Source organism: Cytobacillus sp. IB215665 (assembly GCF_033963835.1).
Taxonomy (GTDB): Bacteria; Bacillota; Bacilli; order Bacillales; family SM2101; genus Nanhaiella.
In genome coordinates this window covers 361,735-378,712 of record NZ_JAXBME010000004.1, presented here as the reverse complement: position 1 = coordinate 378,712, position 16,978 = coordinate 361,735, and the positions used below count along the sequence as shown (strand labels likewise).

The 16,978-nt window shown below is 35.7% G+C and carries 12 protein-coding genes; all 12 read right to left on the bottom strand.

The genetic code is table 11. The annotated features are described in order from the left end of the window. Positions 1-89: 89 nt before the first annotated feature. Entirely contained in the window at positions 90-1,376 is a 1,287-nt protein-coding gene (yfmH, locus tag SLH52_RS08100; protein WP_320208752.1) for an EF-P 5-aminopentanol modification-associated protein YfmH, read from the bottom strand. Beyond that, on the bottom strand, positions 1,373-2,656 hold the full coding sequence (gene yfmF, locus SLH52_RS08095; protein ID WP_320208751.1) for an EF-P 5-aminopentanol modification-associated protein YfmF: 1,284 nt from the start codon (positions 2,654-2,656) through the stop codon (positions 1,373-1,375). The genes yfmH and yfmF overlap by 4 nt, the downstream gene beginning before the upstream one ends. A 602-nt stretch (positions 2,657-3,258) precedes the next feature. Beyond that, the gene (locus SLH52_RS08090) at positions 3,259-4,218 is read right to left on the bottom strand and encodes an ABC transporter permease (RefSeq protein WP_320208750.1); all 960 of its coding nucleotides are present in this window, start codon (positions 4,216-4,218) and stop codon (positions 3,259-3,261) included. Continuing rightward, positions 4,219-5,277 (bottom strand): ABC transporter permease, encoded by a 1,059-nt coding sequence (locus SLH52_RS08085; protein WP_320208749.1) that lies wholly within the window; start codon positions 5,275-5,277, stop codon positions 4,219-4,221. Then, entirely contained in the window at positions 5,277-6,803 is a 1,527-nt protein-coding gene (locus SLH52_RS08080; protein ID WP_320208748.1) for an ABC transporter ATP-binding protein, read from the bottom strand. Before SLH52_RS08080 ends, SLH52_RS08085 begins: the two co-directional genes overlap by 1 nt. A 265-nt stretch (positions 6,804-7,068) precedes the next feature. Beyond that, positions 7,069-8,181: a BMP family protein gene (locus tag SLH52_RS08075; RefSeq protein WP_320208747.1), complete on the bottom strand. Its 1,113-nt coding sequence runs from the start codon at positions 8,179-8,181 to the stop codon at positions 7,069-7,071. A gap of 303 nt (positions 8,182-8,484) precedes the next feature. Beyond that, positions 8,485-9,210 (bottom strand): GntR family transcriptional regulator, encoded by a 726-nt coding sequence (locus SLH52_RS08070; protein ID WP_320208746.1) that lies wholly within the window; start codon positions 9,208-9,210, stop codon positions 8,485-8,487. Positions 9,211-9,727: 517 nt separating this feature from the next. Beyond that, on the bottom strand, positions 9,728-11,014 hold the full coding sequence (locus SLH52_RS08065; RefSeq protein ID WP_320208745.1) for an MFS transporter: 1,287 nt from the start codon (positions 11,012-11,014) through the stop codon (positions 9,728-9,730). Between the two features lie 433 nt (positions 11,015-11,447). Continuing rightward, positions 11,448-13,781 carry a DNA translocase FtsK gene (locus SLH52_RS08060; RefSeq protein WP_320208744.1) on the bottom strand — a complete coding sequence of 778 codons (2,334 nt, stop codon included), beginning with the start codon at positions 13,779-13,781 and terminating at the stop codon, positions 11,448-11,450. A 172-nt stretch (positions 13,782-13,953) separates the two neighbouring features. Next, positions 13,954-14,184 (bottom strand): YlzJ-like family protein, encoded by a 231-nt coding sequence (locus SLH52_RS08055; protein WP_320208743.1) that lies wholly within the window; start codon positions 14,182-14,184, stop codon positions 13,954-13,956. Beyond that, positions 14,181-14,942, bottom strand: a complete 762-nt coding sequence (locus tag SLH52_RS08050) for a ClpP family protease (protein ID WP_320208742.1) — start codon at positions 14,940-14,942, stop codon at positions 14,181-14,183. Before SLH52_RS08050 ends, SLH52_RS08055 begins: the two co-directional genes overlap by 4 nt. Before the next feature lie 114 nt (positions 14,943-15,056). Further along, positions 15,057-16,721: a ribonuclease J gene (locus SLH52_RS08045; protein WP_320208800.1), complete on the bottom strand. Its 1,665-nt coding sequence runs from the start codon at positions 16,719-16,721 to the stop codon at positions 15,057-15,059. Between the last annotated feature and the right edge of the window lie 257 nt (positions 16,722-16,978).

Below are 16,978 nucleotides of genomic sequence, written 5' to 3'. Positions count from 1 at the left end.
GAAGTAACGAATTTGTTGAACTTAGATAAGCTATTGTCCAAACTTTACTATTTATTGGGGCTACTAGCTACTTTTGTTCATTTAACTTTTTATTGTTTAGGAACAACTTTACATACTGTCATTTGTGGTTCGTTGAATAATTCTGCAGCTGCATTGGTTAAATCCTCAATCGTTAACGATTCAAGTACAGGTACTACATCAAAGAGGTCCATGTCATTAAATGCATAACGAGTAAATTGGTTTGCAATATATTCAGGAGAATTTATTGCCCTTAAAAATGCTCCTATCTTTTTCTTTTTGACTCTTGTTAATTGTTCCTCTGTTATTTCTTGCTCTTTTAAATCAAGCATGATTTCACGCAAACGCTTCGTTAGCTCATCTGGATCATTCGTGTCTCCACCGACCATTGCAAATCCAAAACTTGACTCCTCAGTATAATCATAAGCAAATGTGTCATCTATTAGCCCTTCTTGATAGAGGTTTTCATAATGTATTGAGCTTTTACCGAATAATAAGTCTAGCATGACATTTATCGTTAGCTCATGCTTTAATAACTCTTGACCAGATCGTCCTATTTTGGGTGATTTAACACCTACCATACATTTTGAAGATTGAACATTCATTTGTAGCACTTGTTCTTTTTGTGCAACTTCCAACGGTTCATTGTATTCGAAGCGTGCAATGTCAGGTTGATTTTCATAGTTTTTACTCGATTGATTTTCTCGAATCAAATCCATAATTTGTTCGGCATCAATTTGACCAACAACAAATAACAGCATATTACTCGGATGATAAAATGTTTCGTAACATTCATATAGCAACTCTTTCGTAATATGAGAAATTGATTCGATTGTCCCAGCGATGTCTATTTTTACAGGGTGATGTTGAAACATATTTTGGATTAAGCCAAAATATAAACGCCAGTCAGGATTATCATCATACATTGTTATTTCTTGACCGATGATGCCTTTTTCTTTGTCAACAGATTGATCAGAAAAATACGGCGCCTGAACAAAATTTATTAATGTTTCAAGATTTAGTTTTACATTATCAGTACTAGAAAAAAGGTATGCTGTTCGTGTAAAAGACGTAAATGCATTTGCAGAAGCCCCTTGCTTACTAAAATCCTGGAATACATCACCATCTTCTTTTTCGAACAACTTATGTTCTAAAAAATGAGCTATGCCATCAGGTACAGTGACCATATCGTTACTATTTAAAGGCGTAAAACGATTGTCAATTGAACCATATTTCGTCGTAAACGTAGCATAAGTTTTGTTAAAACCCGGTTTCGGCAAAATGTAGACGTCAAGACCATTGCTCATTTTTTCATAATACAATGACTCCTCTAGCTGTTCAAAATTTATCTTCTTCATGCCTGGCTCGCCTCCATCCCTGTTAAAAAATAAATCGTATCTAATTGTACATCTTGCGCAACAGCAATAATTTCTTCCTTCGTCACACCATCAATTCCATCGAGCCATTCATCAATGGAACGATTAATATTTGAAGCAACATTATGATATAGCACTTCAACTAACCCACGTGAATGATCGATTGTTTCAAGTACTTGATTTTTTATAACAGCCTTTGTTTGTGCTAGCTCTTGATCAGTAAAGTCACCTTGTTTCATCGCTGACATTTGCTCTTTAATGATATTTACGGCTTGGTCATAATTTTGAACATCTATACCTGACATAACCATTAACAACCCTTTGTGGCTTTCAAGTCTTGAAGCAGCGTAATATGCTAAGCTTGCCTTTTCCCTTACGTTTATAAATAATTTCGAATGCGAAAAACCTCCGAATATTCCATTGAATACTTGTAAAGCAAAATACTCCTTATCAGCATAGGTCGTTTTTGTTCGATAGCCTATATTTAACTTTCCTTGGCGCACATCCTGCTTTTCGATGATTTCGTTAACCTTCTCTACGGTAAATGTATTTTTCTTTGGTGACTGCTTAGCATTTCGTTCGGAAAATGAAAAAAAGTTAGAAACATATTGCTCAATTTGAAAACTATTAACACTTCCTATGACGTACAAGTCAATCTCATCTTCTGACAGCACTCGCTCATAATATTGATAAAGACTTGCTGAAGTAATGTTATCTACTTCATCTAATTCACCATTAACATGCAAACTGTATGGCTCATCTTTACACATTTCTTGTACTAAACGATAATTAGCGTAGCGCATTTTGTCATCATAAACCGCTTGTATTCGCTGTTTTAGGGCTCTTTTTTCTTTTTCTACTATTTGGTCTGAGAAATGATTACCTTCTAGATATGGTGCAAAAATGACTTCAGAAAATAATTGCATAGCCTTTTGTAGCAAAGGTGTTTGATCTGATAAAAACTTTTCATTCGCAACTTCCATTTTAAATGAGATGACATGTTGTTCACCTTTTTTTGCTAAATCCACATCAAAGGTTGCTCCATATAAATCATCTAAGTGTGATCTTAACTGTTTAACAGAAGGTAAGGACCGCGTGCCACTTTGCAATACATGAGGTAACAGTGCTCTTAACGTTGCGTCTTGTTTTTGTAGTGGTGCATTCCATTTCATTAAGATCGTATTTGTTTTAAATTTTTCCGTTTCAATTGTGTGTAACCTTAATCCATTGATCTTGCGCTCTTGCTCTATGAATAATGACATAGTTAAACCTCCTTCTATAAATCCATTCAATTAGATGAATCTCATGTTTATATAAATATTAACATGACATCGTTCAAGTAAACTTGGAGAACGGTAAATCAATATAAACAAAGATTAATCTTCAACACATACTGTTTTTATTTTCTTCTAAAACAATGGAATTAACCTAAATTAAATATACCTTTGTACAAGAAGATTTTTCAAGTAAATACCTATTTGACAATTTGAAAAGCTCTTTTCCTAAACTTCGTTGCTATTATCATCAAGGTGGTACTATAAGAAGTGAATTTAGATGATAGTCAACATGACACAGAAGAAGAGGTAGTAGCACGAACTCTAGTTGTGTGAATTTATTTAGTGATACAAAAACACCAGTCATAGCGAAAATAGCTACTTGATAACACATTAATTGTATAAATTGTAATTTCAACAAACATATATCTAAACCTTGTAGAAATGAAACTAATTGAAAATACGAAAAGAGCTTATATTTTAGCTATCTCGATAGTTCTCGTCATTTCTTAATAAGAGCATCACCAATACTACAAGAACCTAAACAAGAAAAACTCCCACTAAGGGGAGTTTCAGTTAAGTCAATGCTATTATCGTTTGCCTTTTTCGTATGGGGTTCCAAGTGCTTTCGGTGCTTCTGCACGACCTACAAACCCAGTTAAAGCTAATATTGTTAATACGTATGGTGCTATTAACAAGTATACTGGAGGAATATCTTGTAGTACTGGAATAGTAGCGCCAATTACACTTAAAGACTGTGCTAAGCCAAAAAACAATGCTGCACCCATCGCTCCGATAGGATGCCATTTACCAAAAATCATTGCTGCTAGTGCTAAAAAGCCTTGACCAGAAATCGTGCCAGCGGCAAAATTCCCTTGAATTGTTGCAGCATACACTGCACCACCAACCCCTGCTAATACGCCAGAAATCATTACACCGACATATCGCATCCTTGTAACATTTACCCCCATCGTATCAGCCGCCATAGGATGCTCACCTACAGAACGTAACCTTAAACCGAATGGAGTTTTATAGACGATAAACCAAACGACGAATGCTAGCGCGATAGCAATATATGATGTCCATGGCACACTTGAGAAAAAGATATCGCCGATAATTGGAATATCTGATAAAAATGGTACATCAATCTTATCTAAACGTACCGCTATTGAATCAGTTTGACCTTTACCATAAATATTTTTAATTAAAAACACTGATAAACCTAAAGCTAAAAAGTTAATCGCAACACCACTAACAACTTGATCAGCTTTCAGAGTAATACTCGCAACAGCATGGAGTAGCGAGAAAAGTCCAGAGGCTACTGCAGCAACAAGTACACCTATCCAAGGAGCTGCTGCACCAACTGAATCTTGGAGTGATAAAGTTGTCACGATACCGGTAAATGCACCAAATATCATTAAACCTTCTAAACCAATATTAACTACACCAGAACGTTCACTAAATACGCCACCTAAGGCTGTGAAAATGAGGGGAGCTGCCCATAATAACGCAACAGGAATAATAATTCCTAAAACATCTAATACACTCATTTATTTCCCCTCCTTGCTTAAGCGTGTAATGATCCAACGAATAAGATAACTCGATGCAACAAAAAAGATTATAAGGGCTATGACAATTTGTACAAGCTCCGAAGGTACATTTGCATTAAAGTTCATTTGTGGAGCTGCTGTTTTTAACCCACCAAACAATGCTGCAGCAAAAATAACACCAATGGCATGGTTTGCCCCTAGCAACGCAACAGCGATTCCATCAAACCCTGTACCTGTAAACGCTGACATAACTGTCATACTTTGGAAAGTGCCTAATCCTTCCATCGCACCTGCGACACCAGCGAAGGCACCGGAAATTGTCATTGACATAATAATATTACGAGAAACATTCATACCTGCATACTGCGATGCATGCTGGTTAAGCCCTACGGCTCTCAATTCATAGCCTTTAGAAGTTTTTTCAAGGATAAACCACATAATAAATGCTGCTAATAAAGCAACAATAATTCCGTAATGAAGTCTTGAATTTTCTGTAATTGATGCTAAAAATGATGATGTTAGTGACGCACTTTCATTAATTTGTTGAGATCTTTCATTACCAGCATATAAATAATTCTTAATTAGAGCGGCAGTCGTATACAAAGCTACGTAGTTCATCATAATTGTTACGATTACTTCATGTACTTTAAACCGCGCCTTTAAATAACCTGGAATGAGTCCCCAAAAGCCTCCTGCAACCGCTGCAGCCAAAATAGCTAATGGCACATGTATAACTGAAGGCAAAGTAAAAGCTGAACCGACCCAAACAGCTGCAAGCCAACCGACTAAAAGCTGACCTTCAACACCGATGTTGAATAATCCAGTCTTAAAGGCAAAGGCAACAGCTAGTCCAGCTAAAATTAGCGGAGTCATCGCACGAACTACTTCACCAATTGCTTTTGGTCTCCCAAACATCCCCTCAAACAAAGCACTATATCCTTCAATAGGGTTATAGCCTGTAAATAACATAATGATTGCGCCAGCTAACAAACCGAGAGAGGCTGCTAGCACAGGGATTAAAATACTTATTATTTTTTCATTTTTTAATAGTTTTTGCATCACGAAACACCTTCTTTTTCAAGCTTACCCCCAGCCATTAACAGGCCTAGCTCTTGTTCATTTGTTTCCTTAGGATCAACGATGCCGACAATTTCCCCTTCATAAATGACAGCGATCCGATCACTTACATTCATGACTTCATCTAGTTCCAATGAAACGAGTAGTACTGCTTTCCCTTTATCACGTTCCTCAACGAGTTTCGAGTGTATGAATTCAATGGCTCCAACATCAAGGCCACGAGTAGGCTGAGCCGCAATTAGTAAATCTGGACTTCGATCAACTTCACGTGCAATGATTGCTTTTTGCTGATTCCCACCTGATAAAGCTCTCGCTGGCGTATATTCACTTGGTGTTCTTACATCATATTCTTCAATAAGTTCAGCAGACTTTTGGTATATATTTTTATAATTTAACACACCGGATTTTGCGTACGGTTGTTGATAATACGTTTGTAAGACAATATTTTCCCCAACAGAAAAATCTAATACTAACCCATGCTTATGTCGATCTTGAGGGATATGACCAACACCAGATTCAGTTATTTTTCGAGTTGGCATCGTACTAATCTCTTTATTATTGAGTTTAATAGAACCAGCTTTGACTTTACGTAAGCCAGTAATTGCTTCAATTAATTCTGTTTGACCATTACCATCGACCCCTGCAATTCCAAGGATTTCTCCAGCTTTCACTGCAAGGTTGAGTCCATTTACACTAGGTAAATTTCTGGCATCATGCACAACTAAATCATCTATTGTTAAAACCTCATTTGTAGGTTTTGCTTCCTCTTTATCAACTTTGAAATGCACTTCACGACCGACCATCAATGCGGCTAGTTCATCCGGGTTAGTTTCAGCAACATTCACTGTTCCAATCCCTTTTCCTTTACGAATAACCGTACAGCGATCGCTAACTTCCATGATTTCTTTCAATTTATGAGTAATAAGAATAATTGATTTTCCTTCTTTAATAAGCGTTTTCATAATTTGAATAAGTTCACTAATTTCTTGTGGAGTAAGTGCAGCAGTTGGCTCATCAAAGATTAAAATTTCCGCTCCACGATATAAAGTTTTTAAAATTTCAACCCGTTGCTGCATTCCTACAGATATATCTTCTATTTTTGCATGTGGATCAACTGCTAAGCCATATTTTTCAGAAATCTCACTTATAGACTTAGCGGCATCTTGAATATTAATTTTTCCACCCTTTGTCGGTTCGCTACCTAAAATTATATTTTCTGTTACTGTAAAATTTTGTACTAGCATAAAATGCTGATGTACCATTCCAATTCCTAGACGGTTGGCTACATTAGGGTCAGTAATTTTAACTTTTTCTCCCTTTACTTTTATATCCCCCTTTTCAGGTTGATACAAGCCAAACAACACATTCATTAATGTTGATTTCCCGGCACCATTTTCACCTAACAAAGCATGGATCTCGCCTTTTTTTACTTGTAGTGTAATATTGTCATTGGCAACGATTCCAGGAAACTCTTTTCTTATATTTAACATTTCAATCACGTATTCCACGATTATCACTCCTGACCCATGGATAGTTAGAAAGCATAGTGCTTTCACAATAGCTAAGCTTCTTTATATTGATGTTAATTCTATGGTAGTTATTATGCTAATTTTTATCTCCTACAAGCGCTTAAACTATGTCCTAAAGGCGCTTTGGAGTTAAATGTAATTTATACTACTTACTACAAACCACATAATAAGTTAAGCTCTCGTTAGTTGACAAAGGCTAGTAAACACTAGCCTTTGCTTTGTATCTCATGTTATTGTCTTAACATTATTCAAGCGTATTCAAAAATTCCTCATACTCATCATCAGTAGCTGGAACGATTAATTCACCATTAAGAATTTTCTCTTCATACTCTTCAACTAAAGCTAATGCTTCTTCACTAACATTATCTGTTGTCGGAGCGATACGTACTCCGTCTTCTTCAAGACCGAATACAACTTCTTCTCCACCTGGGAAGTCACCTTCCATCGCACGCTTAGAAACTTCAAATACAGCTACGTCTACACGTTTAACCATTGAAGTTAACGTAACATTTTCAGGCATACCTTCCTCATGTTGGTCACGGTCTACACCGATTACCCATACGTCTTCGCCATTTTTCTTACGGTTTTTCGCTTCAGTAAATACACCGTTACCTGTACCACCAGCAGCATGGTAAATTACATCTGCGCCTTGCTCATACATCGTTGTTGCAATTGAAGAACCTTTTGCTGCATCGTTGAAATCACCAGCATATTGTACAACTACTTCCATATTTGGATCTACAGCTTTTACTCCTGCTTTAAAGCCACTTTCAAACTTTTTAATTAACCCTGATTCTACCCCACCGATAAAACCAACTTTATTAGTTTTCGTATGCTTAGCAGCTACAAGTCCAACTAAAAATGATCCTTGATGCTCTTTAAACGTAATATTTGCTACATTATCCAAATAAAATGCATTAAAGTCTGCATCATATAGTAAGCTGTCAATTAGCGCAAATTGTGACTCTGGGTTTTGTTCAGCAATCTTAGTGATTGGCTTTTCTAATAAAAAGCCAACTCCAAATGTTAAATCATAACCAGCGTCAGCAAATGTAGTTAAGTTAGGTTCATATTCTGCATCACTACCTGATTGTAAGTATTTAAAACCTTCACCTTCAGCTAGGTTGAATTCACTACCGAATTCTTTCAATCCTTCCCAAGCAGATTGGTTAAATGATTTGTCATCAACACCGCCAGTATCTGTTACCATACCTACTTTGAAATCTACAGCTTCTGCTGGTGCTTCACCTTTATCAGCTTGTCCACCTTTGTCTTCATCAGCAGTACCACAAGCACTTAAAAGTGTACCTGTAGCCAACACTAATGACATTGCTAAACCAAATTTTCTTTTCTTCATCGTTTACTGCCCCCTAAATGTAATTTAATGCATGAACATCAAGCTTAATTGTAGTTTGTAATGATCCACCTCCTTAAAATAACCTTTTATGGTGTGAATAATTATGAAAGGCTATTTTCGCATTGATTTTCTTACTAAGGAAGATGCGTTCTTGACACCTCATCTTTTTTCAACACGATGTCAATTGCATACAATCAATTTTTAAAATAGAGCTTCAATAGTAACAAAGTTTACGAAAAAGCCTTATGAAAAGAGGAAAACGACATCTATGAATTATAGTCGATTGTCCCCCAACTAAGCATGTTATAAGCGCTTACGCAATACATGAAAGCTGAACTTATCCGCTTTAAAATAGTTTAATGAATATAAAATTGGTCTATCATTTGTATCAAAATGTAATTGCTTCAGCACAAGTAAAGCGGTTTCAGGATCGCATTGTAAGATTGGTGATATTTTCTCGTGATACCCCAAAGGCTTAATATTTGCAACGGCATAAGAAATTTCTACACCGGCTTCCAGGTTTAAAACTTCAAACATTGATTCTTCATCATGAGAATAATTGTCTGGCAATATATTGGTCAAGATTTTATCAATACAATATACGACTGGCTCGCCATTTGCCGTTCTCACACGTTCCACTAATAAAATTTCTTCATTTTCATCACAATGAAACCTTTTTTGATCATCTTCAGTCGGTCCTTGTTTCGTTGAAGAAAGAAAAATTGTTCCAGGCTTCATTCCACCTTGAAGGATCATGTTTGTTACACTATTTAGTTGTTCAATTCCAGACGTAAACAGTGGTTTGGAGTTTACAAATGTCCCTACTCCGTGTCTCCTAGTGACAACATTTTCTTCTTCAAGTACCCGTAGAGCTTCGCGTAGGGTCGCTCTACTTACTCCAAGTAGTTTTGACAATTCAAACTCAGAAGGTAATTTTTCTTTTTCTTTGTATATACCGTTTTCAATATCTTCTTTTATTTTATCAATTACCTGTAAATATAACTGTCTATTGTCTGACTTGATTGACATACTTGCTCCTCCAATATTTTACTTCAAGAGATCAGACATCTGATGTTAGACGCCCATTTCAGTCGTTTATAATATATCACTTTTTTTGTGCGAAATAAATAGTACATTACAGTTTTATTAAAAAAGAACTTAACCTGTAACAAATCTTCTTTTTTTTGGAAGGATCTTTTCGTAAACTTTTTTGCAAAAGTATCTAAACTAGAAAATAAAGTTATATTTTTACTCAATTTTACAGAATAAAAGCTGCCACAAATTTTAATGGTGTACGTAGTAATTTTTTAGCCCGAAAAACAACAATCAATTTGAAACAGCTTTTGTAAAACAAACTACCTATGGTTCTGGACACAAGATGGTCTATTATTATCACCTTTGCTAAAGACTCTTTACATTCCGAGAAACATGATCTTTGTAACTTATCGCAACTCACAATCGATGAAAAAATCTAACCATCGGTCATGTACTGTCGATGTACATAACAAATCCCTTCACTAATTTTGTGAAGGGATTTATTCTAATATTACATTAAACTAGGTTCTTTTGCTCCTTCTTTTGCAGATGTAGTTGCATATTCTTTATCAAATTTAGGTAAGACGAAAGCATAAAATATGCCTACTATAAATAAAGAGCTACCGACTAACCAAAACAACCCTTCAATTGTAGTAATCATAGGATATGTAACTGCAATCACTCCAAGAGTAATTGATTGAGAAAACATCATTAAAGGGTCAATCCACCCCTGCACACGACCCATCATCTTCGGATCGACTATCTTTGGAAGCCAGCCACCTATTGCGACGTTAACAAATGGTAAACTGACTGCGACTACAAATGTTAATATGAAAAACATGAATAATGTATTTGTGTATGCAGTGAAAATAATAAGCGAGCCACAAGTAAGTAAGCCAAAAATAATTAATTGGTACAGTTTTACTTTTTGAGCCATGATTGAAGCAATAATACTTCCAATTAATACTCCTATACCGAACACAATTCCTATAACGACTGACATTTGCTCGTAGGTTTCAGGTGCTAATTTATATTTTAAAATAAATATAGGAATAACTGAAAATCCTCCATTAACGACACCAAACACGATAAAACCTATGATTAATGATAACAATAACCGATTTTGGGTTATGTAGCTCATACCTGTTTTAAAATCGTTAAATACTGATTTAAGTCGGATATCTTTTACTGAATGTTTGCCATTAGGATACCTTACATCTTTAGGAATGTCACATGCGTGTAACAGCAAGGCACTTATTACGAATGAAATTGCATCAACAATAATGGCACCTTCGAGACCTACCGTCCAGTAGATAATTGCTCCTATCCCTGCTCCAAATAGATTAAATAAGCTACTTACCATCTGATTAAGTCCAGCTGCAGTAGTATATTCATCTTCTTTTAAAATACCTTGAATGATTGCCTGTTCAGCTGGGATGAAAAACTTTGAAACGGCACTTCGTATAAATAAAATTGCAAAAATTAACGGCATCCATCCGAGCCAAATAGAACCAAGGAGACAGATTGATAACCCTACACGAATCCAATCACTGTATATTGCAATTTTTTGCCGATCCATTCGATCAGCCAATACACCAACAATCCAAAATACTGCTAGTGTCGGAAGTGAATACATCATCTCATTTATCGTAGCGTAAGAAGGTTGTTCGGAGAAACGGTTTAACAAGTAAAACATAAATGCTGTTAAACCAATTACAGAACCCATTTGAGAGGTGAAGTTTGCAAAAAATAATTTCGTATAATTACTATTTTTAAATACTGCAAATGTCTTTTTCATTTTTTTCTCCTATCTTTTTTGATAATGAGATAAGTATATGAGATAAAAAGACGAATTTTAACGGTCTGCTGATTGGTTGATACTCGGTCCTGGGACGGAGTGTGAGAGGTTGTAAATAAAACTCCAATATTTTGTAAAACGAACTCAGTCGATTTAGTGATAAAAATATATGCCATATATTTACCAAACACAAGACTTCATTAAATTTCCATACAGCTACAATTCGGTAAGTACCAACTGGGCATTTCCAAATAGAGTATTTGGGTTTCGTATGAAAAGTTATAACAAAGGGCAAATAACTTTCTTAAAAAGCAACATTATTCACTTTAAATGATGAATGAGATGAGGAATCTACTCCATCTCATTGCAAAACCCCACCTAAAGCAGTGGGGTAGACTTAGAAAAATCAGCTAAGAGTCGAACATAAGATTTGTTATGATCCTACATCTTCATTATGCTGTGATACTAATACTGTTCGTGGTTTACTACCTTCATAAGGGCCGACAATTCCCCTGTCCTCCATTGCATCTATTAATCTTGCTGCTCTTGTATAACCGATTCGAAAACGGCGCTGTAACATCGACACGCTCGCCGTTTGCATTTCTAACACTAATTGAACCGCATCCTCATAAAGTTCGTCACTAACTTCTTCTTGAGCTTCATTCACTTCTTCTGGAATCATCTCTTCTTGATATTGTGCTTTTTGCTGTGATATCACATAATCTACCACGGTTTCAACTTCATCATCTGAAAGAAATGCCCCTTGAACTCGGGTAGGTTTTGATGCTCCAACTGGTAAAAATAGCATGTCACCTCTACCTAATAATTTTTCAGCCCCACCCATATCGAGTATCGTTCTAGAATCAGTTTGTGATGATACGCTAAATGCTATTCTTGAAGGGATATTTGCCTTAATTATTCCAGTGATAACATCGACTGACGGACGTTGTGTGGCAATAATTAAATGGATACCAGCTGCACGAGCCATTTGAGCAAGTCTTGTAATTGCATCCTCTACATCAGACGATGCTACCATCATTAAATCTGCAAGCTCGTCCACTATAACGACGATGTATGGCAAAGTAGGCTGGTTTTCTTCACCTTCATCATTAAACCTCTTAATGTAATCATTATAACCTTCAATATTACGTGTCCCTGTATGAGAAAATAACTCATAACGTCTTTCCATTTCATTAACAACTTTTTTTAAAGCTTGTGATGCTTTCTTAGGGTCTGTTACAACCGGCGCTAATAAATGAGGGATACCATTATACATATTTAACTCTACCATCTTCGGATCTATCATCATCATTTTTACTTCGTGCGGCTTTGCTCTCATTAAGATGCTCGTTATAATTCCATTAATACATACACTTTTACCACTACCTGTCGCTCCTGCAACAAGTAAATGTGGCATTTTATTTAATTGTGCAAGTATCGGTTCACCAGATATATCTCGTCCTAGACCAATTAGTAATTTTTCATCTACATTATTTTTTTCTTTTGATTCCAACACTTCACGAAGTAGTACAGTTGCAACTTCATCGTTAGGAACTTCTATGCCTACGGCGGATTTGCCTGGTATTGGTGCTTCGATTCTAATATCTTTTGCTGCAAGTGCTAATGCAAGGTCATCGTTTAAATTGACAATTTTACTTACTTTAACACCTACATCTGGATAAACTTCATATTTAGTAACAGCAGGCCCTAAATGAACTTTAGTTACTTTAGCATTTACACCAAAACTTTGGAAAGTCTTTTCTAGTTTTCTTGCATTTGCATAAACGCTATTATGTTCACTACGCTGATTAGTTTGTTTTGGAGCATACAGTAAGTCGATAGATGGTAGCTCATAATGAATATTTTCCGTTTCTTTAAAGGTCAATGGACCACTCTGATCGATATTAATATTCTCCTCAACAATTGGTATCTGCTCTTTCTTTTCAATTTGTTCTTCATTTTTTTGCTCAATAGGTTCTTGAACCTTATCTGTGAAGTCTGAAATAACAGGGGTGACATCAACTGATTCAACAACATAGTCCTCTTCTATTTGTTCTGTATCAGTATCTAGCTTTTCTTTTTTCGGCTTTGTCTTCCGTTCTTCCTTGTGCTTCTTTTTATTTGCTTTGCTAAAAAATTCCTTTATATCTTCGATAAATGATACCCATTGCCTTTTGAAGAAATCAACAACAGGAACTGCTACTTTTAACAAAGTTTCTTGAAGGGTTTTACCTGTAATTAATATAATGCCAATAAAGATAAATAATAGAGCGAGCCACTTAGTACCTAAACTATCAAACAAATAATAAAAAGCGGCAAATAAAAAAGCACCAATCATTCCTCCACCAAGATCAGGTTGAGTAGTTTCTCCATTAATTTCTAGATTATATAACTCCCACGTATTTTTTATAACGCTTGGGCTTTGAAATGGTCCTTGTTCGGTTAGGGCCTGGAATAATGTAACATGGCTTAATAACATGAGTGACAGCATGATTAAATATATGCCGATTAATCTTCTGCTAAAAAAAGATGGCCATTCTCGTTTCCATAATAAATATATGGCAAGCCAAAGAAAGCCAATAAGAATGAGCATATACCATTCACCGCTAAAAAAACGGAATAACAACACAAGACTAGACCCTACAACACCTAATTTAGCAATGGCAATACTAGTGATGGCAATTAGCAAAAGTCCTATCAATTCAAAGGTAAGGGCTGCTTGCCATTTGTTTTTCTTTTTTGATCTCCTTCTTTTCCTTTTTGCCAATATATTCTCACCCCAATCTTCGTTAAATAAGACCCTCTTGTAAACAAATCATCCGAAAACAGCCTTAAATAAACATATGTATGTATGATAATCGAATAAAAAGCAGCCCATTTTAGGCTGCCTAAATTATATGCATATAAATTATAACATATTGATGGAATAAATAGCATAATTAAAATAGTACATTCGTTCTGTCTTTTGAAAGTATATTACCAGGCGCAACTTCTGAACGTAAAAAGTCTTGAGGATTTGTACTTATGACTCTAGAGATTTGGTAATTATTAGTTGTTGTTTCATTGACCAATAAGTTTACGCCATCAATAACGACCATTTTTTGTTGATTATATACTTCACTCTCCTGTTGGAAAATGATTTCTGCTGGCATCATTGTGTAAAGAATCATTGTAGCATCTGCTCACTTTCATTCTGTTTCGGTTGGCCTTCAATCAATTCAGACAATTTTTTTATTGCATTCCCCACTCCTCCAACTTCGTTAATAATACCGTACTCAACTGCGTGAGAACCAATAACATTTGTACCAATGTCACGTGTTAAATTTCCTTTTGAAAACATCAGTTCTTTAAGGTGCTCCTCGGAGATTGCTGAATGCTTAGTAATGAAATTAAGTACACGCTCTTGCATTTTATCCATATATTCAAAAGTTTGAGGAACTCCAATGACTAGCCCAGTTAACCTAACTGGATGTATGGTCATCGTAGCCGTTTCAGCTATAAAAGAATAATCACAAGAAACCGCAATAGGTACTCCGATAGAATGCCCACCACCTAAAACAATTGATACAGTAGGTTTGGATAATGAGGATAGCATTTCTGAAATAGCTAATCCCGCTTCTACATCTCCACCAACAGTGTTCAATATGACCAGGAGCCCTTCTATGTTTGGGTTCTGTTCAATAGCAACAATTTGTGGGATAACATGTTCATATTTTGTTGTCTTGTTTTGAGGCGGCAGTTGAACATGTCCTTCAATTTGTCCAATGATGGTTAAACAATGTATTTTTGAATCCTGAGATAATTGAGGAATATTCGTTTGGCCAAGCTGTTGAATTTTGCTAACTAGACTTTCATCTTTTTTTTCACCCTGATTACCCTTATCAACTTCTTCTGAGTTTTGTTCACTTTCATATCGGTCGAATGCCATTTTTATCTCCCTTCAACGCTTGATACGTTTAGTATGAACGAGATAAATAATTTCATTCTTTACTAAATATGTACATAATATTTAGCTCTATTACACAGTCGATGAACAATACACCTACACTTCCATTATAATTGGCAAAATCATTGGGCGTCGTTTTGTTTGTTGGAACAAAAATTCATTTAAAGCATCCCGAATACTTATTTTGATTGAATTCCATTCAATGACATACCCTTTAATACTCTGAGCTATAATTTTATTTACAATTTCGCAAGCCTGTTCTATAAGTGATTCTGATTCCCTCACAAAAACAAATCCTCTTGTAATGATTTCGGGTCCTGATGCAATTTGTTTTTTTACTTTATCAAGTGTTACGACAACGATCAAAATACCATCTTTCGATAGTAGTTTACGATCTCGTAACACGATGTGCCCTACATCGCCCACGCCTAAGCCATCAATTAAGATATTGGCAGCAGGGACTTTTTCGCCTGTCGAGACTTTACCATTATTAAATTCAACTACATCACCATTATCTACAATTAAAACATTTTCAGATTTTACGCCAACTGAAAGTGCCAATTTAGCATGAGCACTTTGCATTCGATATTCGCCGTGGGTTGGAATAAAATAGGTAGGCTTCATCATATTTAACATCAATTTAAGCTCTTCTTGGCTTCCGTGACTAGAAATGTCAGTTAGGTTTTTGTTATAAACGACATTGGCTCCAATACGAAGAAGATGATCAATCGTTTTGGATACAATAAGTTCACTTCCAGGGATAACTGGTGAAGCAATTAAAACCGTATCTTTCGGTTGAATATGTACTCGTTTATTTGATTGATTTGCCATTCTTGATAAAGCAGCCATAGGCTCGCCCTTCGTTCCACATGTTAAAATTAATACTTGATGATCTGGTAATTTTTCAATTTGATTTAGAGGCGTAATTATATCATCACTTACTTTTAAATAGCCTAAGTCAATTGAAAGCATAACTATATCATAGATGTGCCTTCCCACAATGGCTACTTTGCGATTATTCTCTTTGGCCGCATCTAACACTTGTTGAATTCGATTAATATTAGATGCAAAGGTTGCTACTACAACACGGTTTGGAGCACTATAAATTACTTCAGAAATTTCTTGGCCAATGACCGATTCGGAAACAGAATATCCTGGTTTGTCAGCATTGGAGCTATCAGATAAAAGAAAAAGCACCCCTTCTTTGCCTATAGATGCCATTTTATCAATATCAGCTGTTTCCATTCCAACAGGTGTTTGATCAAATTTGAAATCCCCTGTATGAACAATTGCACCTTCACCTGTATGAAAACATATGCCAACACAATCTGGAATACTATGAGTTGTTCGGAAAAAAGATACTTTCACTTGGTTAACTGTCAATATTGACGTTGTTGTTACTTCATTCAACAAGTCATCCGCCGCTAGTCCATGCTGTTTTAATAATTGCCCTACTAAGGCCAATGTTAATTTCGTACCATAGATCGGCACTTTTAGCTCTTTCAATACATACGGTATTGCGCCTATATGGTCTTCATGACCGTGGGTTAAGAATATGCCTTTCACTCTCTCCTTATTTTTAATTAAATAACTAATATCAGGAATAACAGCGTCAACACCGAACATTTCTCCCTCTGGATATTTAAGCCCAGCGTCAACAACAAAAATATCTCTGTCTATTTCCAATACATGCATATTTTTGCCGCTTTCACCTAGCCCTCCAAGCGCAATAAGTCTTATATCTATCTTTTCACTCAATATGACATCCTCCTATGTACAATTTACCCGTCGCTAAATAACTTACGTCCATTATAACTGATGCATGAATTTGAATACAAGTTAATTAACGGGGCGATTTGCACATAAGTAAAGACTATTTTTCACATTGATTATTGCTGCTTCCTCATAATTATTAGCAAGTAAACTAGCGTTCGTTGCTTCATTTATACTCTTATAATATTGTGCTCTCATAAACCTCATATTACCAGTCCATTGATAGTAACTTAACGACAAATATT